Consider the following 22,787-nt stretch of genomic DNA (forward strand, 5'->3'; position numbering starts at 1 on the left):
GAATTTGTTCGGGATTTTTGTGGAGATTTGATGGAGACGCGGCCCGCGCAGCTAAACAGGGCGGGCAGCGAACGCGGGAAGGCGGCGGGAGGGCGGCGGGAAGGCAGAAGGAAGGCTGCAGAGGGCGGCAAGGCGCGGCACGGAGCCTCCGGCCCATGCCCCATCCCACCCTGGCTTCAGTCCGGATCAGGTCTGGATGAACTTTTCCAGCGGGTAGTGATGCTTGATGAAGGGCGACTTGATGACGATGTAGCTGAAATACTTTTCAATGCGCAGGTTCTGCTCCAGCAGCGACTCGATCACGCTCTGGTAATGCACCACGCTGCGGGTCATGAACTTGAGCAGGTAGTCGTAACCACCGCTGACCAGGTGGCATTCGATGATCTCGTCGACATTGCGGATATAGGACTCGAACTTGGCGAAGTCTTCGCGGCGGTGGTCCGACAGGGTCACTTCGGTGAACACGATCTGTACGTCGGCCAGTTTTTCCAGGCGGATGTAGGCGCCGTAGCCGCTGATGTAGCCGGCCTTTTCCAGGCGCTTGACGCGGATCAGGCAGGGACTGGGGGACAGGCCGACGGCGTCGGCCAGGATCACATTGGTAATGCGGCTATTTTCCTGCAGGTGACACAAAATCCTCAGATCGATCCGGTCCAGTTTCAACGCGCCGTTAGTCATCATGTTGCCTCGGGTTATTCGACTCAACCGGCCTGCTGTCCCTGGGTGGGGAAGGCAGGCCGGATGTCAGGGCATTTTAACCCCTCCGGTCCCTGTTTTTGGCATGTGACCGGGGGCTTTGCTCGCATCGACCGGCTTATTTGACGGCCTGGCGCACCTCGGGCTGGGCCAGCACTTCATCGAGGATGGCCTTCAGTCGCTGGAACATCAGTTCGAAATCGGCCGGTGTATAGCACAGCGCCGGCGCAAAGCCGAGGATGTTGTCGCCGAAGGCGCGGAACACCAGGCCTTGCTGGTAGGCCACCTTGAAGATGCGTTCATGCAGCTTCAGTTCGGGCGCGAAGCGCGCCTTGGTGTGCTTGTCGGCCACCAGCTCCAGCGCACCCAGCAGCCCCCGGCTGCGGGCATCCCCCACTAGCGGATGATCGAGCAGGGCGCGCAGGCCAGCTGTGAAATGGGGCTCGACCCGACGACCGTTTTCCAGCAGACCACCTTCCTCGTACAGGCGCAGCACCTCCAGCGCCACCGCCGCACTGACCGGATGGGCCGAATAGGTCTGGCCGTGGCCGACCACGGTGCTCATGGGCGCGCCATCGGCAATGCCCTGGTAGACCCGGTCCGACATCATCACCGCGCCCATCGGCGCGTAGCCCGCGGTCAGGCCCTTGGCCATGGTCATCAGGTCCGGCTGCACGTCTTCGTCCAGGCAGGCAAACATGGGGCCGGTACGGCCGAAGCCGGTGATCACCTCATCCACCACGAACAGGATGCCCAGCTCGTTGCAAGCCAGCTGCATGGCCTTCAACCAGCCCTTGGGCGGCACCACCACACCGCCCGAACCCTGGATCGGTTCGCAGAAGAAGGCCGCCACCTGGTCCGCGCCCAGTTCGGCCACCTTGCTGCGCAGCGCCTGTACCGAGGCGGCGATGATGGCTGCGTCGTCGGCCAGTTCGCTGCGGTAGGGATAGGGCGAGGGCAGGTAGTGCTGGGTCGGCAGCGGCAGATCGAAGTTGAAGTGGAAATTGGGCAGCGCCGTCAGCCCCGCCCCCACCGAAGAGGAACCATGGTAGCCACGCTGCAGCGAGATGAAATGCTTCTTGGCCGGCTTGCCGATGGCGTTGTGGTAGTGCGTGATGTAGCGGATGGCGGCATCCACCGCGTCCGATCCGCCCAGGGTGAAGTAGACATGCCGGAGCGAGGCCGGGCTGATGTCCACCAGCTTCTTGGCCAGCAGGATGGCCGGTTCCGAGGCGAAGTGGAAGTAGCCCGTGGCATACGGCAGGCGCTGCATCTGTTCGGTGGCGGCGCGGATCACGCTCTCCTGGCCATAGCCGGTGTTGACGCACCACAGGCCCGAGAAGGCATCCAGCAGTTCCTTGTCCTGATGGTCGGTCAGGTAGGCGCCACGGCCGGACTTGAGGATGATGGGCCCCAGCTCTTCGTGTTCGCGAAAGCTGGTCACGGGATGGATCAGGTGGCTGCGGTCGAGGGCAGCCAGGGTCGATGTTTGCATGAAGGAGGACTCGCTGACGATGGCGTTGAACAAGGTCGTGCCAGGCGGGCGACACAACCGGGATGCGTTCTATGCTATGCCTGCCCGGTCGCAGCGGATGCGCAAGATGCGGGGTCCAAAAAGCATCTTCATGGGTTTTGCGGGCGGCTTTGGCATTTTCTGCGGCGTGCCCGTGCGACCGGCTGCGGCCTCAGCCCAGCGCCTGGTTGACGATGGAAAACAACTGCATGCCCGCATCGCGCGCCGGGGGTGTGCCCTTGCACATGCGGGTGACATGGTCGACATTGGTCAGGCCCAGCGTGTCCAGCCAGGCCGGCAGACCGCTCGATTCGAACACGTCGATGCGGATGAAGGAATCCGAATAGGTATTGATCCAGTGCGCGATCAGACCCTTGGCCCGTTCGGCATCGGGTGCCACCACCGGCCCGATCACGCGGCCATGGCCGAAGCGACGCACCAGCGCAAAGCCCAGCATCTCGCCATCGCGGTCCAGCGCCACGCCTTCGGACATCTCCAGCAGGGCCAGCAGCAGCTTGCTGCGTTCCATGCCGGTGGCGCGCGCATCCAGCGCCAGCAGCCGCTGTACATCGTTCTTGCCCATCGGCCGCACGCGCTCGCCGGGCGGCAGCGAGACCAGTACCGGTTGCGCCGACGAGCCCTGGAACTGGTGCAACACATCCTGCTGAATAAAGCCCAACTGCCGATAGAGCGGCATGCCGGCCGCGGTGGCATTGACCACCAGGCTGCGACCATTGACCTGGCTGGCGGTGTGCTGCATCAGCCGCCGCCCCAGGCCGCGCCGCTGCAGCTCGGCCTGCACCAGCAGCATGCCGATGACCGCGTGCTGCTCGCCGTAGCAGGTGCATACCACCGAACCCACTACCGGCAGCGTGGCACCGTCGGCGGTGTGTTCCAGCAGATAGCCCTGGCCCATCTGCAACAGGAATTTCCAGTCCTCCAGCCGGTGCGGCCACTTGAAGCGCAGCGACAGCCGGTGGCAGTTGCCCAGGTCATCGGCGGCGATGGCGCGCAGGCGCAGCTCGGGCAAGGCTTCCTGGCCGCTGCTCGGGACGGGGGTGGTCGGCGCTGGCATGGGGGCTCCTGGTCGGTTCGTTGAAGGTAACGTAGTACAGGGATTTCAGGGCTGCGATTTCAGGGCTGCGGTCTCACAGCTGGCCCTGGCACACGTACTTGGTGTGCAGGTAATCATCCAGCCCGTGCACCGAGCCTTCACGACCATAACCGGATTCCTTGACGCCGCCGAAGGGGGCCGCCTCGGCCGCCAGCGCGCCCTCGTTGACGCCGACGATGCCGCTCTCCAGTGCATCGGTGACACGGTGGATGCGCCGTACATCGGTCGAATAGAAATACGCGGCCAGCCCGAAGGGCGTGCCATTGGCCGCCGCGATCACTTCTTCCTCGCTGGTAAAGCGCGTCACCGGTGCCACCGGGCCGAAGGTCTCTTCGCAACTGCATTGCATGGCATCGGTCACATTGGCCAGCACCGTGGGCGCGTAGTAGTTGTCGCTCGCGTAGCCGGGCCCCTGCAGGCGCTGGCCGCCGGTGATCACGTGGGCGCCGCGGGCGATGGCATCGCGCACGTGCTGGTCGATCTTGGCGATGGCACGGGCATTGATCATCGGGCCGATCTGTGAGGCCGGATCGCTGGCCGGGCCGACCTTCAGCGCCGCCACCCGGGCGCCGAGCCTGGCCACGAAGGCGTCATAGACCTTCTCTTGCACGTAGATGCGGTTGGGGCTCACGCAGGTCTGGCCGCCATTGCGGAACTTGGCCGCCATCACGCCGTCGATGGCGGCATCCAGATCGGCATCGTCGAAGACGATGAAGGGCGCATTGCCGCCCAGTTCCAGGGAGAGCTTCTTGAGGGTATCGGCCGAATGACGCGCCAGGTGCTTGCCCACGGCGGTGGAGCCGGTAAAGCTGATTTTGCGTACCCGGCTGTCGGCCAGCCACACGTCGACCACTTCCGGCGTGCGCTCGCGCGAGGCCGTGACGATGTTGATCACACCGGCCGGTACGCCCGCTTCCTGCGCCAGGCGCACCAGTGCCAGCGAGGTCAGCGGCGTATCCTCGGCCGGCTTGCACACCACGGTACAACCAGCCGCCAGCGCAGGTGCGATCTTGCGGGCGATCATCGCGGCCGGGAAGTTCCAGGGCGTGATGGTAGCGACCACGCCCACCGGTTCCTTCAGCGCCAGCATGCGGCGGCCGGTCACCGGGGCCGGGATGATGTCGCCATTGGCGCGGGTGGCTTCTTCGCCGAACCATTCCACATAGCTGGCCGCATAGGCCACTTCACCGCGCCCCTCGGCCAGCGGCTTGCCCTGCTCGCGCGAGATCAGGCGACCCAGGTCTTCCTGGTGTGCCAGCAGCAAGTCGTTCCAGCGCTTGAGGATGGCGGCGCGCTGCTTGGCCGGCGTGGCACGCCAGGCCGGGAATGCCGCAGCAGCGGCATCCACCGCGGCACGGGCATCGGCGGCATTGCCGTCGGGGACGCTGGCAAATACCTTGCCGGTGGCCGGATCACTGACCGCAAGTTCGCGACCGTCGGCCGCTGCGCGCCATTCGGCGCCGATCAGGTGGGCACCGGGCAGCAGGTCCTGGCGGTGCAGTTCGAGTGTAGTCATGGCAGGCATTCAGTCAAAGTGAAGAGGATTCGAAAGGGCATTCACGCCAGCTTATCCTTGAGCCGGTAGTACATGCCCACCACCGGCAGGAACCAGGGCGGCCCGAAATGACCGGGGATGGCCGGCCATTCGCGGTCACGCCAGGGATTGGCCAGCGCATCGCCGGCCATCACCTGCGCCATGCACTGGCCCATGTGCACCGACATCTGCGTGCCGTGGCCGCTGTAGCCCATGGAATAGAACAGGCCATCGCGTTCGCCCGCCTGCGGCAGGCGGTCGCGGGTCATGTCGACCAGCCCGCCCCAGCAATAGTCCAGGCGCACCGGTCCCAGCTGCGGGAAGGTCTGCTGCAGGCCCTGGCGCAGGATTTCGCCACTGGCGGCATCGGACTGCGGGCTGGAAATCGCAAAACGCGCCCGTCCGCCGAAGACCAGGCGGGTATCGGGCGTCATGCGGAAGTAGTGGTGGATATTGGCCACCGTGGTGTAGGTGCGCTGTTGGCTCAGCAGGCTGGCAGCGCGTTCGGCTCCCAGCGGCTCGGTCACCACGATGAAGCTGCCTACCGGCACGATGCGCCGGCGCAGCCAGCCGAAGCTGCGGTAGGCGCCGTGACGGCTGGCGCCGGTGGCCAGCAGGACCTGCCGCGCCAGTATGCTGCCGCGGGGCGTATGGACCCGATGTCCGTAGCTCTCGCCGATGCGTTCCAGCCGTCGTACCTCGGTGCCGGTGTGGATGGCCGCGCCGTGGCGTTCGGCCGCCAGCGCCAGGCCATAGGCGAAGCGGCCCATGTGCATCTGCGCGCTGCGCTTGTAGAGCATGCCGCCATGGAAGCGCTCGCTCTGCACCTCGGCACGCACGCGGGCGGCGTCCAGGATCTCGATATCGCGGTCCACGCCGTCGGCGTAGAGGCGCTCGGCGCTGCGTTGCAGGGCCTCCATCTGTTGCGGCCGGGTCGCCATCTTGAGCTTGCCGTGGCGCAGGAAGTCGCAGGCGATGCCTTCTTCCTGCACCAGCCGTGCCACCGTATCGACCGCATCGTCATAGGCGTGGTACCAGGCGCGGGCGCGTTCGATCCCGACCCGGGCGGCGACCTCCGCGTAATCCATCGCCAGGCCGTTGTTGACGTGACCGCCATTGCGGCCCGAGGCTTCGGCCGCCACGTGCGGACCGGCTTCCAGCACGACCACCGAGGCGCCGCGCCTGGCCAGCGCCAGTGCCGCCGACAGGCCGGTAAAGCCGCCGCCGACGATGGCCACGTCGACCTGGGCTGGCAGTTCTCGCGAGGGGGAGATATACAGCGGGGCAGAATCGGTCCAGTAGGATTCCAGCTTCATGGTCGGGATGTCGGGCAGGTGGATAGGGGCAGGGCGGCGCGTCTGCTGACGCAGCACGCCATGTCATCAAGGATAGGGCGTGCCGGCAAGCGATGTGGCGCGAACTGCAGCGCGCTGGCGGCATGGCATGCCGTTCTGGCGCGGGCAATCGGCATTTTGTTTGCTATGCGGCATCGCCTCCCGACTCAGTAACCGCGCTGGCGGTCGATCAGACCCAGCAGCGGCAGGCCGGCGCGATGACGGCGCAGGTTTTCCAGTACCGCTTCCACGGCACCGTCGGGCTGGGTCATGCTGGCGATGTGGGGGGTGAGCACGATGTCGGGATGCGACCAGAACGGGTGGCCCGGCGGCAAGGGTTCGACCTCGCACACATCCAGTACCGCCGCACTGAGCTGGCCATCAGCCAGGGCGGCCAGCAGGTCGTCCTCGACCAGGTGGCCGCCACGGCCGACATTGACCAGCGCCGCCCCGCGCGGCAGTTGCTCAAACAGTGCGCGACACAGGATGCCGCGCGTGTCATCGGTCAGCGGTACCAGGCATACCAGCACATCGGTGCGCGCCAGGAAATCCCTCAGGCCCGCGCTGCCGCTATAGCAATCGATGCCCTCCAGCTGGTGCGCCGAACGGCTCCAGCCGGCGCAGGGGAAACCCAGTCCATGCAACTGCTGCAGCACCGCCTGGCCCAGCATGCCCAGGCCCAGTACCCCGACCCGGCAGGCCGTGGCCGGCCGCACGCGATGCGCCCGCCACACCTGTTCGCGCTGCTGGCGGGCATAGAGGCGGCTGTCGCGATGCAGGCCCAGCACCGCATGGGTCACGTATTGCACCATGCCGGCGGCAATCCCGGGTTCGGTCATGCGCACCACCGGTAGCCCAGGCGGCAGGGTGGACATGTCGAACTGGTCGATGCCGGCACCGACCGAAAACAGGATTTCCAGGTTGGGGAAGCGCTGTGCGATATCGTCCGGCGGCGTCCAGGCCGCCAGGTAGCGCACGCTGGCGTCATCGCCCTGGTGCGGCCAGATCTGGAAGGGCTGCTCCGGTGCCTTTTGCGCAAACAGCTCGGCCCATTCGGCGCCCCGCACGGGGTCGGCTTTGTAGAGAAAGGTCATGGTGAGTCGCGCCGGCCGTTCAGCCCAGCGCCTGGTTGATCATGGAATAGGTACGCCAGGTCGGATCCGCCTTGGGCGGCGTGCCCCGGCACATGCTGACCACGTCGTCCACGCAGGTCAGGCCGATCTCCTGCAGCCAGGGTTTGAGGCCGCTGCGGCCGGGCACGTCGATGCGCAGGTAGGCGCCCGGGTAGGCGTTGACCCAATAGGCGATCAGCGCCTTGGCGTCTTCCACGCCGCTGGCGATGACCGGCCCGATCACGCGGCCGCGGCCGAATTCGCGCTGGAAGGCCACGCCCGCCACCTGTCCCTGCCGCTCCAGCACGACCACCTCGGCCAGTTTCAGCAAGGCCTGCAGCAGGGCGCTGCGGTCGATGCCGCTGGCCTGGCGATCCAGTGCCAGCAGGGCCGGCACTTCATCCGGGCGCAGCGGGCGGATGTGCGTGCCCGCCGGCAGCGTGGCGGGCGCGCTGGCCGTGGTGCTCTGGTGCTGGCTGAGGGTATCGGTGACCACGAAACCCAGTTTTTCATACAGCGGGCGCCCGGCCTCGGTGGCATTGAGGATGACATTGCGGGAGCCGGCATCGGCCAGCAGGCGCTGCATCATGGCGCGCCCCAGGCCGCGTCCCTGCAGGGCATCAGCGATGATCACCAGACCCAGCGACGCATAGTCATCGTCCAGCCGGCACAGCATGCCGCTGCCGGCCACATTGAGGGTGCCATCAGGCTGTTCCTGTTCGACCGCCCAGCTGCTGCTGACCTGATGGTGGAACTGCCAGTCCGCCAGTCGGTGCGGCCAGTGCAGATGGAGGCTCATGGCATGGCAGGCCGGCAGATCCGTGGCGCGCATGGGGCGCAGCGTGGTGCGGTCGGCCTGGGTGGTGTCGAGCGTGCTTTCAGTGTGCATGAAGCTTGTCCTTATCAATACGTGTCGATCCATGTGATCGCGTTCTGTATGGGCGCTGCCTGCGGACCTGCCGGGCAGTCGGCACACCTCAGCGATGATGCGCCATCGGCGGCATGCGGCGGAGGGTTTCCGTGCCGCGAATTCGCAATCTTATGGCGATCTGCACCCCTATCTCGGCACAAAATTGGGCGGCATCGGCATTAGCATGGTGCTGCCCCGCATGCCTCACTGCTAAATGATTTACGCATGTGTGGTGCAAGCGACTGCCCGGGCAGGGGTCATCTGCGCCAACACCCTGCCTGCCTCCGGATCGCCAGCCTGCCGATGCAAACCGCACCAGCTTGGTGAAAATGCCCCAAAGCAGCGCGCCCGGCTCGCATTGCTGCACTGCTCGGCAAGCTATGCTGATTGGGCCGTCGAAAACACATATTTCTGTTTCGCGGCCCCGTCAAAAAGGAATAAACCGCAAGTGTCGCCATGTTGTAATCCTTCTCATGCATTGAACCTCAGGCAAGAGAATTCGCCACATCCCTTCGCAGGATCATTTTTTTGACAGGACGATTTTCCATGAGCACTTTCAAGCCCAAATTCATCACCTTCGACTGCTACGGCACGCTGACCCGTTTCCAGATGTCGGAAACCGCGCAGAAGATCTACGCCGACCGTGTATCGGCCGAGGACATGCCTTTCTTCCTGCGCCAGTTCGCCGCCTATCGCCTCGATGAAGTGCTGGATCAGTGGAAGCCCTACGAACAGGTCTGCAAGAACGCCATCACCCGTACCTGCGCGCGCTGGGGCATCAAGACCACCGACGAGGAAACCGGCGCCTTCTACAAGGCCGTGCCGACCTGGGGCCCGCATGCCGACGTGCCGGCCGGCCTGTCCAAGGTGGCCAAGGAATTCCCGTTGGTGATCTTCTCCAACGCCGACGACAGCCAGATCATGCATAACGTCGAACAACTGGGTGCGCCCTTCCACAAGGTCTTCACCGCCCAGCAGGCGCAAGCCTACAAGCCGCGCCTGCGCGCCTTCGAATACATGCTCGACAACCTCAACTGCAATCCGGAAGACGTGCTGCACGTTTCTTCCAGCCTGCGCTACGACCTCATGCCGGCGTCCGACATGGGGATCAAGAACAAGGTCTTCGTCAATCGCGGCCATGAGCCCTCGACGCCGTACTACGGCTATACCGAGATCAAGGACATCTCCGGCCTGCCGGGCGTGCTCGGGCTGTAAGCCGGGCAGGAGCAGGAAGGGAGCCGCCCACGCGCAGCACGTGCGCAGGCACTCCCGGTAACAGCAGTGTTCCGGTCGCCGCCGGCCTGGCATCAGGCTTGCGATCCATGCGACCGGCCCCATCAGGTGGCACGCCCTGTGCGGAGGGATCTGCGACAGCAGACGCCAGGGCAGGCCGGTGGTCTTCGTGGTTGAACTTTTATCGTGAGGCTTTTCATGAGCAAGCAGGAAAACGGACGACTCCCCGCAGAGGGCTCCATCATCACCGACCTATCGCTGGAAAATGCGCAGGGCGGTTTCACCCGCCGCGACATGATGCGCACCCTGCTGGCCGGTAGTCTCATGACGGTGGGCGGCAGCGGCCTGCTCACGGCCAGCGGCAGCGCAATGGCGCAGGCGGCACAGACCGGCAAGCGCGGTGGCAAGATGCGCATCGCCACCCAGACCAGTTCCACCGCCGACACCCTGGACCCGGCCAAGACCGCGCACTCCACCGACTACACCCGGGCGCACATGTTCTACAACGGCCTGACCAAGCTGGACGGCAAGCTGGCGCCGCAGATGGTGCTGGCCGAGGAAATGCTCACCAACGACGCCATCACCTGGACCGTCAAGCTGAAGAAGGGCGTGACCTTCCACGACGGCAAGCCCTTCACCCCGGCCGACGTGGTCTTCTCGCTCATGCGCCACAAGGACCCGGCCACCGCCTCCAAGGTCAAGGTGCTGGCCGACCAGATTGAATCGGTCAAGGCCACCGGCCCCAATGAAGTGCAGATCAAGCTCACCAGCGCCAATGCCGACCTGCCGGTGATCCTGGCGACCGCGCAGTTCCTGATCGTGCGCGACGGCACCACCAACTTTAGCAGCGCCAACGGCACCGGTGCCTTCAAGCTCAAGGAATTCACTCCCGGCGTGCGCACCATCGGCGTACGCAACGAAAACTACTGGAAGAGCGGCCTGCCCTACCTGGACGAGGTCGAACTGTTCGGCATCCCCGACGAGGCGGCCCGCGTCAATGCGCTGCTCTCCGGCGACGTGCACTGGATCAACGACGTCAACGCCCGCTCCACCGGCCGCGTCAAGGGTACCGCCGGTTATACCGTCATGGAAACCAAGTCGGGCCAGTACACCGATCTGGTCATCCGCCAGGACGTGGCGCCCGGCAACAGCATGGATTTCACCCTGGGCATGAAGTACCTGCTGGACCGCGAACAGATCAAGATGGCCGCCTTCCGCGGTTACGCCGTCACCGCCAACGACCAGCCGATCGACCCCACCAACCGCTTCTACTTCGCCGGCCTGCCGCAGCGCGCCTTCGATCCCGACAAGGCCAAGTTCCATTTGGAGAAGGCCGGTGTCATGGGCAGCACCATTCCGGTCGTAGCCTCGGTGGCCGCCACCGGCTCGGTGGACATGGCCGTGCTGATGCAGCAGAGCGCCGCCAAGATCGGCCTGAAGCTTGATGTCAAGCGCGTCCCGGCCGATGGCTACTGGTCCAACCAGTGGATGAAGGTGCCGGTCGGCTTCGGCAACATCAATCCGCGCCCCAGCGCCGACATCCTGCTGACCCAGTTCTTCAAGTCCGATGCCCAGTGGAACGAATCGGGCTGGAAGAATGCCCAGTTCGACCAGCTGGTGGTGGCCGCACGCGGCGAGACCGACTTCACCAAGCGCAAGTCCATGTATGCCGACCTGCAGACCATGATCCACGAGAAGTGCGGCATCGGTATCCCGGTCTTCATCATCAACCTGGAAGGCATGAGCACCAAGGTCAAGGGCATCGATCCGGTGCCGCTGGGTGCCTTCATGAACTACACCTGTGCCGAGTACGTCTGGCTGGATGCGTGAGAACGGGAAAGTCTCGCGCCTGACGCAATGAAGGCAGTGCAAGTCGCATGGGACCGGTCGGCACAGCCGGCCGGTCCCGGCACTGGTTACCGAGGATAGCTATGAATGGAATGGTCCTGCGTCTGATCGTGCGCCGCCTGCTGCAGGCGGTGCTGACGCTGTTGCTGGTGTCGGCCGGCGTGTTCTTCATCACCAACCTGTTGCCGGGCGATGCCGCCCAGACGGCGCTGGGCCAGGCTGCCACGCCCGAGACGGTGGCCGCACTGCGCCTGCAGTACGGCCTGGATCTGCCAGCCCCGCTGCGTTATGCCCACTGGCTGGGCAACCTGGTTTCGGGCAATCCGGGCATGTCGCTGGTCAACAACGTGCCGGTGGCACAGATGATAGGCGGGCGCCTGCCGGCCTCGCTGATGCTGGCTGCCGTCACCGCCCTGGTATCGGTGCCGCTGGCGCTGTTCCTGGGCATCTTCTCGGCCATGTACCGGGGCTCCTTCTTCGACCGCGCCGTCAACGTCAGCGCGGTGTCGATGGTCTCGGTGCCGGAATTCCTGGTCGCCACCGTGGCCGTGATGATCTTCGCCGTCAAGCTGCGCTGGCTGTCGGCGCTGTCGCATGCGAGCGAGGCCGCCACCCTGGGGGCCTTCATCAAGGCCTATGCCATGCCGGTGCTGACCCTGTGCTGCGTGATCGTGGCCCAGATGACGCGCATGACCCGCGCCGCCGTGATCGACCAGCTGCGTTCTTCCTATGCCGAGATGGCCTTGTTGAAAGGCGTCAAGCGCACCCGCATCGTGCTGCGCCATGCGCTGCCCAATGCCATCGGCCCGATCGCCAACGCGGTCGCGCTGAGCCTGTCCTACCTGCTGGGCGGGGTCATCATCGTCGAAAGCATCTTCAACTATCCCGGCATCGCCACCCTGATGATCGATGCCGTGACCACCCGTGACATGCCGCTGGTGCAGGCCTGCTCGATGATCTTCTGTGCCGGCTACCTGCTGCTGGTACTGGCGGCCGATGTGCTGGCCATTGTTTCCAATCCAAGGTTGAAGACACGATGAAAGCCCTCCACGATTCCACCGGCGGGGAAGCTGCCGCCCCGGCCGCCCCGGCCGCGCCTGTGCCCGCTTCTGTCCCCGCTCCCGTGAAGCGCGTGCGCCGTCACTCGACCATGGCCTGGATCGGCATGGCCATCGTCGGCTTCTGGGTGCTCATGGCCATCCTCGGCCCCAGCATCTCGCCCTATGACGCCACGGCCATCGTCGATACCGACGTGTTTTCCGGCATGAGCCACAAGTTCCTGCTGGGCAGCGACTACCTGGGCCGTGACATGTTGAGCCGCATCCTCTTCGGCACCCGCGCCACCATCGGCCTGGCGCTGGCGGCGACCGTACTGGCCAGCGCCACAGGCACGGCCGTGGCGCTGTTTGCGGCCTTCTCCGGTGGCTGGCGCGATGCCGTCATCAGTCGCGCCCTGGATGCCCTGATCTCGATCCCCAGCAAGATGTTCGCGCTGATGATGGTGGCCACCTTCGGCTCTTCCATGCTGCTGCTGGTAGTCACGGCGGCCATCACCTACATGCCCGGCGCCTACCGCATCGCCCGTTCGCTGGCGGTCAATGTGCAGGCCATGGAATACGTGCAGGCTGCGCGTGCCCGTGGCGAGGGCGTGTGGTACATCATGACCACCGAAATGCTGCCCAACATGATCCGCCCGGTGCTGGCCGACTTCGGTCTGCGCTTCGTCTACGTGGTGCTGCTGCTGTCGGGCCTGAGCTTCCTCTCGCTGGGCGTGCAGCCGCCGGATGCCGACTGGGGCTCGCTGGTGCGGGAAAACATTTCCGGCCTGGGCGAGGGTGCCCTGGCGGTGATCATGCCGGCGCTGGCCATTGCCTCGCTCACCATCGGCGTGAACCTGCTGATCGACAACCTGCGCGGCAAGCGCGCTGCCAAGGAGTAAGCCTGTGAAGCAGTTCGATACTTTCCTCGGCAAGAAGGGCAGCACGCCTGCCTCCCCGACCGGTCAGCCCCTGGTCGACGTGCAGGGCCTGCGGGTCACCGCCCGCAAGGACGATGGCAGCTCGGTGGAGATCGTCAAGAACGTCGATTTCACCGTGGCGCGCGGCGAAGTGCTGGCATTGATCGGCGAGTCCGGCTCCGGCAAGACCACCATCGCCCTGTCGCTGCTGGGCTATGCCCGTAGCGGTTGCCAGATCGCCGGCGGCCGGATCCGCATCGGCCAGCGCCAGATCGACCAGATGGATGAAAAGGCGCTGCTGGCCATGCGTGGCCATCATGTGGCCTATATCGCCCAGAGTGCGGCGGCGGCCTTCAACCCGGCGCGTACCTTGATGGATCAGGTCATCGAAAGCGCCCTGCAACATGGCGTGATGGACAAGGCCAGCGCCCGCGCCAAGGCGGTCGAGCTGTTCCGCGCGCTGGCACTGCCGAAACCCGAGAGCATCGGCGACCGTTATCCGCACCAGGTCTCCGGGGGCCAGCTGCAGCGCGTGATGGCGGCCATGGCCCTGATCACCGACCCGGAACTGGTGATCCTGGACGAGCCCACCACGGCCCTGGACGTGACCACCCAGATCGAGGTGCTGCGCGCCTTCAAGAAGGTGGTCAAGGAACTCGGTACCACCGCCGTCTATGTCTCGCACGACCTGGCCGTGGTGGCGCAGATGGCCGACCGCATCATCGTGCTGCGCGATGGCGCCGTGCGCGAAATGGGCAGCACCGGCCAGGTGCTGCATGAACCCGCCGACAGCTATACCCAGAGCCTGATCGCCGCCGTCTCCCCGGCCACGCGGGTGGCGCAGCTACGTGAAGTGCTGCCGGCCGAGGCCAGGGCGCCGCTCTTGCGCATCAGCGGCCTGGTGGCCGGCTACGGCGCCCCGGACCGCCTGGGCCTGCCTGGCGTGCGCATCCTGGACGACATCAACCTCACCATCCAGCGCGGCAGCACGGTGGGCATCATCGGCGAATCCGGCTCCGGCAAGACCACCCTGGCACGCGCGGTGGCCGGCATGATCGCCCCGGCGCGCGGCAGCATCCAGCTCGATGGACAGAACCTCTCGCCGACCCTGGAGGGGCGCACCCGCGAACAGTTCCGGCGGGTGCAGATCGTGTTCCAGAACGCCGATACCGCGCTCAACCCGGCCCACAGCATCGGCCGCATCCTGAACCGTCCGCTGGCCTTCTATCACGGCCTCAAGGGCGATGCCATGCGGCGTCGCACGGCCGAACTGCTGGACCTGGTCAAGCTGCCCTCCAGCGTGATCGACCGGCTGCCGGCCGAACTCTCCGGCGGCCAGAAGCAGCGCGTGAACCTGGCCCGCGCCCTGGCCGCCAAGCCCGACCTGATCCTGTGCGACGAGGTGACCTCGGCCCTGGATACGGTGGTGGCCGCCGCCATCCTGGAACTGCTGGCCGAGCTGCGGCGCGAGCTGCAGGTGTCCTACATGTTCATCAGCCACGACATCAGCACGGTGCGCGCCATCTGTGACGACATCGTGGTGCTCTATGCCGGTCGCATGGTGGCCAACCGCCCGCGCGAGGCGATGATGGCGCCGCCTTACCACCCGTATTCGCACCTCCTGCTGTCATCGGTCCCGGCCATGCAGCAGGGTTGGCTGGAACAGGTGGCCGGGGCCGGCCAGCACAAGCTGCCGCCCATCGGCGCGGTCGATCCGTCGCCTGAGATCTGTGCCTTCCTGCCGCGCTGTTCGCTGCGGGTGGATGGTGTCTGCAATGTGGTGCCGCCGCGTCGCCGCAACATGGAACATGGCGGCGAGATCCTGTGCCATCGCTCCGACGCCGACCTGCAGCAGGCGCAGGCGCCGCTGCTGCCGGTGGAAGGCGTGACGGTCTGATCCCGGCACCGGTATTCGAATTCAAGGCCAAGTCGATTGGCCATCCCATAGGAGAAGAAATGTCTGCAGCGTTGGTGTTGTACCGTGCCTCTGGCGCACCCTTGTCCACCCCGTTCCGCCCGGCCGCGCTGGGTCAGACCGATCCCTTTGCCGCTTCGCGTGAAATCGCCTGGCAGGGCAACGGCGGCATGAGCGCCGGACGGCTGCGCCTGGATGGCGCATTGGCAATCGATATCGCCCGTTTCCCGCACCAGGAAACCCTGGTGGTGGTGCAGGGCGAACTGCATGTCGAGACCGAGGGCGCCGCGCCGCTGGTGCTGAAACCCGACAGCGGTGTGGTGCTCACCACCGGTGCCGCGCTGCGCGTATCGGCCCCGATGCCGACGCTGGTGGTGTTCTGCGCCGCCGATTGCCCGCAACCGGTGCAGCCGGGCGTATTTCCCCTGGTGGCCGAGGCCGACTTCAAGCCCTCGGCCAATTCCCTGCCCAAGGAAATCCTGCTGGGGCCGGTCCCGCAATGCCGCAGCGACAACGTGGTCGATGAAACCTCCATCCACGCCAAGATCGGCACCTGGGATTCCACCCCTTACCACCGTATCGTGCGCGCCCATCCGGTCAATGAATTCATGCACATCCTCGATGGCGGGGTGCGCTTCGCCGAGCCCGATGGCAGCGTGGTGGCGGTGGAGCGGGGCGATGCCGTGTTCGTGCCGCAGGGAGCCTCCATCGGCTGGGAGAGCAGCGAGCGCGTCGCCAAGTTCTATGTGGTCCAGACCGTGCCGGCCGGGGAGGAAAAGTAAGATGTCGCCCCCACTCGTCCAAGTCCAGAGCCCGACCACGCCGCCTGCTGCGGCCGATGTAGTCATCATCGGTGGCGGCATCATCGGCATCTTCACCGCCTACTACCTGGCCAAGCGCGGCATCTCGGTGGCCGTGGTCGAAAAGGGGCGCATCGGTGCCGAGCAGTCCAGCCGCAACTGGGGCTGGTGCCGTCAGCAGAACCGCGATGCCCGCGAGCTGCCCATGGCGACCAAGAGTATCGACCTGTGGGAGCAGTTCGCCGCCGAGAGCGGCGAGGACACCGGTTTCACCCGCTGCGGCCTGCTCTACCTGTCCAACGATGACGAGGAGATCAATCGTTGGGCCACCTGGGGCAAGTTCGCCAAGAGCGCCGGCGTGACCACCTATATGCTCGACAGCAAACAGGCCGCCGAACGTGGGCACGCCACCCGACGTCCCTGGAAGGGTGGGGTGTTCTCGCCCACCGACGGCACTGCCGATCCGGGCAAGGCAGCACCGGCGGTGGCGCGCGCGGTGATGAAGCTGGGCGGCCACGTGATCCAGCAATGCGCGGCGCGTGGTATCGAAACCGAAGGTGGACGCGTCTCCGGCGTGATCACCGAAGCCGGCGTCATCAAGACCCGCACCGCCATCCTGGCCGGCGGCGCCTGGGCGTCATCGTTCTGCCACCAGCTGGGCATCCGCTTTCCGCAGGCCTCGGTGCGGCAGTCCATCATGAGTGTGGCGCCGACCAATGAGCCCTTGCCAGGCGCGCTGTACACCTCGGGTGTGGCGGTCACGCGGCGCAGCGACGGCTCCTATGCACTGGCCATCAGTGGTCGGGCGCGGGTCGATCCGACCTTGCAGTTCCTGCGCTTTTCGCCGCAATTCCTGCCGATGTTCGCCAAGCGCTGGCGCAACCTGTCGCCGGGTGGCCTGCAGGCCTGGCGCAGTGGTCACGAGAGCCTGTCGCGCTGGCGCCTGGATGCGCCCACGCCGATGGAACACATGCGCATCCTGGATGCGCCGGCCGATCCGGTGTCCATCCGTGCCACCCATCGCCGTGCCATCGAACTGCTGCCCGAGCTGGCAGAGGCCCGCGTCACCCATACCTGGGCCGGCTACGTGGATAGCACGCCCGACGGCGTGCCGGGCATCGGCGAATTGCCGCAGACCCCGGGGCTGATCCTGGCGGCCGGTTTTTCCGGCCACGGCTTCGGCATCGGACCGGGCGCCGGGCACCTGATCGCTGACCTGGCCAGTGGCGTTGCGCCCATCGTCGATCCGCGCCCCTATCACCCGAATCGCTTCAACGATTCGTCCTGGGGCAAGGTGGCCGACTTCTGAGGTGGCCCCTGGTCGGGGCCTTCAGCGACGCCAGGGAACCGGATCGAAGGCGCGCCGGGCCGCTTCCAGGAAGACCCGCTGGCGCGTGGTCAAGCCCTCGCGCCCGGGCAGCAGCGCCATGACGGGGGCCGGCTCCAGCTGCCAGCCGGGCAGGATGCGGGCAAGGCGGCCCTCGGCCACCAGATGGGCGCAATCCCATTCGGAACGCGCCACGAAGCCTTCGCCGTCGAGCGCCCAGTCGCGGGTGATGGTGCCGTCATTGGACGAGAGCATGCCCTTGAGCTTGACCGTCAGGGCCTTGCCGGTACGCCCTCCGGCACGGTCCACGGGAGTGAAGCGCAGGCGACTGACGTCGTCGTCGTTCTCGCGCAGGCAGACATAGGGATACTCGGCCAGTTCGGACGGATGTTTCAGGCGCTGCATGCGTCGTGCCAGCGTCGGTGCGGCGCACAGGAAGCGTTCGTTGGGCGCCAGGAAATGCCCGACCCACGAAGAGTCCCTGACGCGCCCGATGGAGATCACGGCATCGGCGCCGGTGGCGGCCGACAGGGGACTCTCGGCCAGCAGCAGGGAAATCGCCAGCTGCGGGTGGCTGCGCTGCAGATCGCGCACCAGCGGTGCCACATGGCGGCGGCCGAAGCCGAACGGGGCCACCACCCGCAGCGATCCGCTGATCTGGGTCTCGCCAATGGACCCGCCGCGGTCGGCCTCGCGCGAGATGCTGGCGGCGAGCGATTCGATGCGCTCCAGGATGTCCATGGACTCCTGCACCAGGCGCTGTCCTTCGTCGGTCAGGGCGATGCCTCGCGCAGCGCGGTGCGCCACGCGCACGCCGATGCGATCCTCGATGCGCTGCAGGCGCACCGTGACGGCAGGCGGCGTCAGGTCCAGCAGGCGAGCGGCGGCGGCCAGCGAAGACGACGCGCCAAGGGCGCGCAGCAGTTGCATGTCATCGAGTTGCAGCATTAAAGACCTCTTAATGGTGAATTGAACGGATATTAAACATGGATGAGCGCCATCTGGCTACAGTCCATCCAGGGAAACTGCGGTCGCATAGCGTTCGGCGTTCCGGTTTCTTATCTGTTTTCTGACTTTTCACTTCGATCAATGGACCTCATGAATCACGACACCGATCCCCACCACTACCCGGTCACCCTCAACCCGGTCGGCCTGGCCACGCCCGGCGGCCACTACAGCCATGTTGCCAGCGGCAACGGCATGCTGTTCATCTCCGGCCAACTGCCCATCGATGCCAGCGGCCACAAGCTCACCGAGGCGTCCTTCGAAGTCCAGGCACGGCAGGTGCTGGCCAATGTCGAGACCGCCCTCATCGGTGGCGGCAGCGAGATCGGCAAGCTTCTGCAGGTGCGCATCTACCTCACCGACGTGGCGCACTGGCCCCTGTTCAACCAGCTCTATGCGGCCTGGGCCGGCGCCGCCCGTCCGGCGCGCGCGGTCGTGCCGGTACCGGCCCTGCATTTCGGTCTGCAGATCGAGGTCGAGGCGACCGCGCTGCTGTGAACTCCTGGTTTTGCGATCAGGACCGCCCCCAACCCAAGGACATCCCGACATGACCCTCCACGCTTCTGCCTCACTTCCGCTGGACCACCTGGGCCGCACCGCCCGGCTGGCGCATTTCTATATCGATGGTGCCTGGGTGCGCCCGCAGGGCAGCGAATGCGCCAGCGTCATCGCCCCGGCCACCGAAGCGGCGGTCGGCGAGATCGCGCTGGGCAATGCTGCCGATGTGGACCATGCTGTGCAGGCCGCACGACGGGCCTTCCCGGCCTGGGCCGCGACTTCGCCGGCTGAGCGCGCCGCCTTGCTGGGCCGGGTGCATGCCTTGCTGCTGGAACGCAGCGAACTGTTCGCCCAGGCGCTCACGCTGGAAATGGGCGCGCCCATCAGCTACGCCCGCAACGCCCACGTGCCGCTGGCGGCCGAGCACCTGCGCGTGGCCCGCGACAACCTGGCCGACTACCCCTTCATCCGCCCACGCGGCACCACCGCCATCGTGCGCGAGCCCATCGGCGTGTGCGCCCTGATCACGCCCTGGAACTGGCCGATCTACCAGATCACCGCCAAGGTCGGCCCGGCCCTGGCGGCCGGTTGCACGGTGGTGCTCAAGCCCAGCGAACTGTCGCCACTGTCGGCGCTGCTGTTCGCCGAGATCGTGCATGAGGCCGGGGTGCCGGCCGGGGTCTTCAACCTGGTCAATGGCACCGGCGCCGAGGTCGGCGCGGCCCTGTCCGTGCATCCCCAGGTGGACATGATTTCCATCACCGGCTCCACCCGTGCCGGCGTGCTGGTGGCGCAGGCGGCGGCGACCACCGTCAAGCGCGTGGCCCAGGAGCTGGGTGGAAAATCGCCCAACCTGGTGCTGCCGGATGCCGACCTGGAGCGCGCCATCCCGCCCGGGGTGGCGGCCGCCCTGCGCAACATGGGCCAGTCCTGCAGCGCGCCGACGCGGCTGATCGTGCCGCGCGTGGCGCTGGATCGCGTGCATGCCCTGGCGCTGGCAGCGCTGGCGCAGATGAAGGTGGGCGATCCGTGGCAGGAGGCCACCACCCATGGCCCGCTGGCCAATCGCGCCCAATTCCTGCGCGTGCAGCAGATGATCGAGGCCGGCCTGCAGGATGGTGCCAGGCTGCTGGCCGGCGGTCCCGGACGCCCGCAGGGGCTGGAGCAGGGCTACTATGCGCGGCCCACGATCTTCTCGGACGTGCATACCGACATGGTGATCGCGCAGGAGGAAATCTTCGGCCCGGTCCTGGCCATCCTGCCCTACGACAGCGTGGAAGAAGCCATCGCCATCGCCAACGACAGCGTCTATGGCCTGGGCGCCCATGTGCAGGGGACCGACAAGGACCAGGTGCGCGCCGTGGCGACCCGCATCCAGTCAGGCCAGGTCCACCTGAACTACCCGGCCTGGGACCCGCAGGCGCCCTTCGGCGGCTACAAGCAGTCCGGTAACGGCCGCGAGTACGGCGTCGAGGGCATGGAAGAGTACATGGAAGTGAAATCGATCCTGGGCTATTACGCCTGATTGCCTGCCGAACCGGAGACAGAGCCGCATCATGGAACACACCCCCCATCAGCACGACAGCCTGCAGCCGCATCTGGCCCACTGGGCCGGCCTGCGCCGCGACCTGCATGCGCATCCCGAACTGCGCTTCGAGGAACATCGCACCGCCGACGTCGTCGTGCGGGAACTGGCGTCACTGGGCTATGCCGTCACCCGTGGCCTGGGTGGCACCGGCGTGGTGGCCAGCCTGCCGGGCAGCGACCCGCAGCGCGGCATCGTGCTGCGCGCCGACCTGGACGCCCTGCCCATCACCGAGGCCAATGACTTCGCCCATGCTTCCTGCTCGCACGGCGTCATGCATGCCTGCGGCCACGATGGCCATACCGTCATGCTGCTGGGTGCGGCCCGGGTGCTGAGGCAGATGCCGACGCTGGCGGGCAGCGTGCACTTCGTGTTCCAGCCGGGCGAGGAGGGTGGGGCGGGGGCGCGCAAGATGATCGAGGATGGCCTCTTCGAACAGTTTCCGACCGAGGCCGTGTTCGGCATGCACAACTGGCCAGGCCTGCCGGCCGGGCAGTTCGGCCTGCGCACCGGTCCCATCATGGCCGCCGGCTCGCGCCTGAAGATCACCATCACCGGCAAGGGGGCGCACGCGGCCCAGCCGCATCTCGGGCTGGACCCGATTCCGCTGGCCTGCTCCATGGTCTTGCAGTGCCAGACCATCGCCGCCCGTCACAAGGACCCGGTCGATCCGGCCGTGATCTCGGTGTGCATGTTCCATGCGGGTGATACCGACAACGTGATTCCCGACCGCGCCGAGTTGCGCGGCACCATCCGCACGCTCTCATCGACCCTGCAGCAGAAGTTGCAGGAAGACATCCGCCGCATGTGTCATGCGCTGGCCGACGCCTATGGCGCGCAGGTCGAGGTGGAATTCTTCCAGTACTACCCGGCCACCATCAATACACCGGCCGAGACCGACTTCTGTGAACGGGTGATCCGCACCACCTTCGGCGATGCACGCATCCGCACCGGCATCCCCGCCAACATGACCTCGGAGGATTTCGGTTTCATGCTGGAGGAGCGGCCGGGGACCTATGTCCTGATCGGCAATGCGCCGCAGGACCGCAGCTCCCATTCGCTGCACCACCCGCGCTACGACTTCAACGATGACATCATCGAAGAGGGCGTGCGCTACTGGGTGGCGCTGGCGCAGTCCTATTTCGGCAGCGGCCTGAACGGCGCGACGCCTACCAGCCGTTGAAGCGCGGCCAGGTCGTCACGCTGCCGTCGGCGGCGATGGCCTGATAGTGCGGGTACTGCGCGCCGGTGGCGCAGGCGTGGTTGGGCAGGATGCGCAGGCGCGTCCCGATCGGCAGGTGCTGTGCGATCTGGCTATCCGGGCTGCCCTGGCGCGAGAGGATGCCGTGCTCCTGGTTGGCGCCGCTCATCAGGTAGCCTTGCAGCACCTGGCCATCCTCGGTGCAGACCTGGCCATAGCCGAAATCCTGGCGGCGCCCTTGGGTACCCCGGTCGCGGCTCATGGCCATCCATCCGGCATCGACAATGGCCCAGCCTTTCTCGGGCTGGTGGCCGATCACGGTGGTCAGCACGCTCAGCGCGATGTCATCGAGCGTATTGACGCCCACGTTGTACATCACCAGATCGAACATGGCATAGACCCCGGCCCGCACCTCGGTGACACCACGCAACTGTTCGGCGCGCAGGGCGGTCGGGGTGGAACCGATGCTGACCACCTCGCACGGCAGGCCGGCGGCGCGCAGGCGTTCGGCGGCGCGCACGCAGCCGGCGCGTTCCTGTTCGGCCACGGCGACGAGGGCGGCATCATTGTCATGGTCGTAGCTGGAGCCGGCATGGGCCAATACCCCGCCCAGGCGCATGCCGCCTGCGTGCAGTATCGATCCCACGGCCAGCAGGACGGCATCGTCCGGGGCGATGCCGGAGCGATGGCCATCGACGTCGATTTCGATCCAGACTTCAAACGACGCATCGTGCTCCCGGCCGAAGGCCACGATGGCCTCGGCACAGACCACGCTGTCGGCCACGATCTTGAGATCGCAGCCCTGGCGACGCAGGGCCAGCGCCTGCTCCAGCTTGGTGGGCGCCATGCCTACCGCATAGACGATGTCGCCGATGCCGGCGGCAAAGAACTGCTCGGCTTCCTTCAGGGTAGAGACCGTGATGCCGCTCGCCCCGGCCTGCAATTGCGCCTGCACGACCTGCTGGCACTTGGTGGTCTTGACGTGTGGGCGGAAGCGCACGCCCAGCGCATCCATGCGCTGCTGCATGCGGGCGATGTTGCGCTCCATGCGGGAGATGTCGATCAATGCGGCGGGCGTGGGCAGGGATGCCAGGCTCATGGGGAACTCCTGAAGATTGCACGTGAAGGAGTGCTGACTATAGGAGATGCGCCCGGGGCTGTGCTTAATGCTCATTGAATCCAGCATTAAACGCTCGTTAATGAGC

The 22,787-nt window shown here is 66.3% G+C and carries 19 protein-coding genes; 10 read left to right on the plus strand and 9 right to left on the minus strand.

The annotated features are described in order from the left end of the window. Positions 1–186: 186 nt before the first annotated feature. From HBH1_RS13300 to HBH1_RS13330, 7 genes are all read right to left on the minus strand, one after another. On the minus strand, positions 187–681 hold the full coding sequence (locus tag HBH1_RS13300) for an Lrp/AsnC family transcriptional regulator (protein ID WP_081626852.1): 495 nt from the start codon (positions 679–681) through the stop codon (positions 187–189). Positions 682–814: 133 nt separating this feature from the next. Then, entirely contained in the window at positions 815–2,191 is a 1,377-nt protein-coding gene (locus HBH1_RS13305; protein WP_102663190.1) for an aspartate aminotransferase family protein, read from the minus strand. Between the two features lie 190 nt (positions 2,192–2,381). Next, positions 2,382–3,284: a GNAT family N-acetyltransferase gene (locus HBH1_RS13310; protein WP_102663136.1), complete on the minus strand. Its 903-nt coding sequence runs from the start codon at positions 3,282–3,284 to the stop codon at positions 2,382–2,384. A gap of 73 nt (positions 3,285–3,357) precedes the next feature. Beyond that, positions 3,358–4,839, minus strand: a complete 1,482-nt coding sequence (locus HBH1_RS13315; protein WP_102663137.1) for an NAD-dependent succinate-semialdehyde dehydrogenase — start codon at positions 4,837–4,839, stop codon at positions 3,358–3,360. Between the two features lie 41 nt (positions 4,840–4,880). Continuing rightward, complete coding sequence (locus tag HBH1_RS13320) at positions 4,881–6,173, minus strand: NAD(P)/FAD-dependent oxidoreductase (RefSeq protein ID WP_102663191.1); 1,293 nt, start codon at positions 6,171–6,173, stop codon at positions 4,881–4,883. Positions 6,174–6,358: 185 nt separating this feature from the next. Beyond that, the gene (locus HBH1_RS13325) at positions 6,359–7,285 is read right to left on the minus strand and encodes a 2-hydroxyacid dehydrogenase (protein WP_102663138.1); all 927 of its coding nucleotides are present in this window, start codon (positions 7,283–7,285) and stop codon (positions 6,359–6,361) included. A 19-nt stretch (positions 7,286–7,304) separates the two neighbouring features. Continuing rightward, positions 7,305–8,192, minus strand: a complete 888-nt coding sequence (locus HBH1_RS13330) for a GNAT family N-acetyltransferase (RefSeq protein ID WP_102663139.1) — start codon at positions 8,190–8,192, stop codon at positions 7,305–7,307. A gap of 567 nt (positions 8,193–8,759) precedes the next feature. Between HBH1_RS13330 and HBH1_RS13335 the strand changes: the two genes are divergently transcribed. The 7 genes from HBH1_RS13335 to HBH1_RS13365 all read left to right on the plus strand — a co-directional run bounded on the left by HBH1_RS13335 (position 8,760) and on the right by HBH1_RS13365 (position 17,275). Next, the gene (locus tag HBH1_RS13335; RefSeq protein WP_102663140.1) at positions 8,760–9,428 is read left to right on the plus strand and encodes a haloacid dehalogenase type II; all 669 of its coding nucleotides are present in this window, start codon (positions 8,760–8,762) and stop codon (positions 9,426–9,428) included. Positions 9,429–9,644: 216 nt separating this feature from the next. Next, the gene (locus tag HBH1_RS13340; protein ID WP_102663141.1) at positions 9,645–11,276 is read left to right on the plus strand and encodes an ABC transporter substrate-binding protein; all 1,632 of its coding nucleotides are present in this window, start codon (positions 9,645–9,647) and stop codon (positions 11,274–11,276) included. 101 nt (positions 11,277–11,377) lie between these two features. Continuing rightward, positions 11,378–12,334: an ABC transporter permease gene (locus HBH1_RS13345; RefSeq protein ID WP_006463791.1), complete on the plus strand. Its 957-nt coding sequence runs from the start codon at positions 11,378–11,380 to the stop codon at positions 12,332–12,334. Continuing rightward, a complete protein-coding gene (locus HBH1_RS13350; RefSeq protein WP_102663142.1) occupies positions 12,331–13,233 on the plus strand; it encodes an ABC transporter permease in 903 nt (300 codons plus the stop codon). Before HBH1_RS13345 ends, HBH1_RS13350 begins: the two co-directional genes overlap by 4 nt. Before the next feature lie 4 nt (positions 13,234–13,237). Beyond that, complete coding sequence (locus tag HBH1_RS13355) at positions 13,238–15,148, plus strand: ABC transporter ATP-binding protein (protein ID WP_102663143.1); 1,911 nt, start codon at positions 13,238–13,240, stop codon at positions 15,146–15,148. A 59-nt stretch (positions 15,149–15,207) separates the two neighbouring features. Beyond that, positions 15,208–15,948 (plus strand): cupin domain-containing protein, encoded by a 741-nt coding sequence (locus HBH1_RS13360; RefSeq protein WP_102663144.1) that lies wholly within the window; start codon positions 15,208–15,210, stop codon positions 15,946–15,948. A 1-nt stretch (position 15,949) separates the two neighbouring features. After that, complete coding sequence (locus HBH1_RS13365; protein WP_102663145.1) at positions 15,950–17,275, plus strand: NAD(P)/FAD-dependent oxidoreductase; 1,326 nt, start codon at positions 15,950–15,952, stop codon at positions 17,273–17,275. A gap of 21 nt (positions 17,276–17,296) precedes the next feature. Here HBH1_RS13365 and HBH1_RS13370 read toward each other — a convergent pair whose 3' ends face one another. Further along, the gene (locus HBH1_RS13370) at positions 17,297–18,241 is read right to left on the minus strand and encodes a LysR substrate-binding domain-containing protein (protein WP_102663146.1); all 945 of its coding nucleotides are present in this window, start codon (positions 18,239–18,241) and stop codon (positions 17,297–17,299) included. A 150-nt stretch (positions 18,242–18,391) separates the two neighbouring features. On the opposite strand from HBH1_RS13370, the gene HBH1_RS13375 reads away from it, so the two are divergent. Genes HBH1_RS13375 through HBH1_RS13385 form a run of 3 tightly spaced genes read left to right on the plus strand, consistent with a single transcriptional unit; the run spans position 18,392 to position 21,564 of the window. Next, positions 18,392–18,796, plus strand: a complete 405-nt coding sequence (locus tag HBH1_RS13375; protein ID WP_102663147.1) for a RidA family protein — start codon at positions 18,392–18,394, stop codon at positions 18,794–18,796. A gap of 49 nt (positions 18,797–18,845) precedes the next feature. Then, entirely contained in the window at positions 18,846–20,321 is a 1,476-nt protein-coding gene (locus HBH1_RS13380) for an aldehyde dehydrogenase family protein (RefSeq protein WP_102663148.1), read from the plus strand. A gap of 31 nt (positions 20,322–20,352) precedes the next feature. Then, positions 20,353–21,564 (plus strand): M20 aminoacylase family protein, encoded by a 1,212-nt coding sequence (locus tag HBH1_RS13385; RefSeq protein ID WP_102663149.1) that lies wholly within the window; start codon positions 20,353–20,355, stop codon positions 21,562–21,564. Here the strand turns inward: HBH1_RS13385 and HBH1_RS13390 are convergent. Further along, a complete protein-coding gene (locus HBH1_RS13390; protein WP_102663150.1) occupies positions 21,551–22,681 on the minus strand; it encodes a DSD1 family PLP-dependent enzyme in 1,131 nt (376 codons plus the stop codon). The genes HBH1_RS13385 and HBH1_RS13390 overlap by 14 nt on opposite strands. Positions 22,682–22,787 lie beyond the last annotated feature (106 nt).

The organism is Herbaspirillum sp. BH-1, from assembly GCF_002870055.1.
In the GTDB taxonomy this organism is placed as follows: domain Bacteria; phylum Pseudomonadota; class Gammaproteobacteria; order Burkholderiales; family Burkholderiaceae_D; genus Herbaspirillum; species Herbaspirillum frisingense.

Bases quoted from the DNA above. Each gene is read 5' to 3' on its own strand.
- HBH1_RS13375 (WP_102663147.1), top strand. From the start codon at position 18,392: ATGAATCACGACACCGATCCCCACCACTACCCGGTCACCCTCAACCCG.
- HBH1_RS13350 (WP_102663142.1), top strand. From the start codon at position 12,331: ATGAAAGCCCTCCACGATTCCACCGGCGGGGAAGCTGCCGCCCCGGCC.
- HBH1_RS13315 (WP_102663137.1), bottom strand. From the start codon at position 4,839: ATGACTACACTCGAACTGCACCGCCAGGACCTGCTGCCCGGTGCCCAC.
- HBH1_RS13370 (WP_102663146.1), bottom strand. From the start codon at position 18,241: ATGCTGCAACTCGATGACATGCAACTGCTGCGCGCCCTTGGCGCGTCG.
- HBH1_RS13345 (WP_006463791.1), top strand. From the start codon at position 11,378: ATGAATGGAATGGTCCTGCGTCTGATCGTGCGCCGCCTGCTGCAGGCG.
- HBH1_RS13380 (WP_102663148.1), top strand. From the start codon at position 18,846: ATGACCCTCCACGCTTCTGCCTCACTTCCGCTGGACCACCTGGGCCGC.
- HBH1_RS13365 (WP_102663145.1), top strand. From the start codon at position 15,950: ATGTCGCCCCCACTCGTCCAAGTCCAGAGCCCGACCACGCCGCCTGCT.
- HBH1_RS13300 (WP_081626852.1), bottom strand. From the start codon at position 681: ATGATGACTAACGGCGCGTTGAAACTGGACCGGATCGATCTGAGGATT.
- HBH1_RS13385 (WP_102663149.1), top strand. From the start codon at position 20,353: ATGGAACACACCCCCCATCAGCACGACAGCCTGCAGCCGCATCTGGCC.
- HBH1_RS13320 (WP_102663191.1), bottom strand. From the start codon at position 6,173: ATGAAGCTGGAATCCTACTGGACCGATTCTGCCCCGCTGTATATCTCC.
- HBH1_RS13330 (WP_102663139.1), bottom strand. From the start codon at position 8,192: ATGCACACTGAAAGCACGCTCGACACCACCCAGGCCGACCGCACCACG.
- HBH1_RS13360 (WP_102663144.1), top strand. From the start codon at position 15,208: ATGTCTGCAGCGTTGGTGTTGTACCGTGCCTCTGGCGCACCCTTGTCC.
- HBH1_RS13305 (WP_102663190.1), bottom strand. From the start codon at position 2,191: ATGCAAACATCGACCCTGGCTGCCCTCGACCGCAGCCACCTGATCCAT.
- HBH1_RS13325 (WP_102663138.1), bottom strand. From the start codon at position 7,285: ATGACCTTTCTCTACAAAGCCGACCCCGTGCGGGGCGCCGAATGGGCC.
- HBH1_RS13340 (WP_102663141.1), top strand. From the start codon at position 9,645: ATGAGCAAGCAGGAAAACGGACGACTCCCCGCAGAGGGCTCCATCATC.
- HBH1_RS13335 (WP_102663140.1), top strand. From the start codon at position 8,760: ATGAGCACTTTCAAGCCCAAATTCATCACCTTCGACTGCTACGGCACG.
- HBH1_RS13390 (WP_102663150.1), bottom strand. From the start codon at position 22,681: ATGAGCCTGGCATCCCTGCCCACGCCCGCCGCATTGATCGACATCTCC.
- HBH1_RS13310 (WP_102663136.1), bottom strand. From the start codon at position 3,284: ATGCCAGCGCCGACCACCCCCGTCCCGAGCAGCGGCCAGGAAGCCTTG.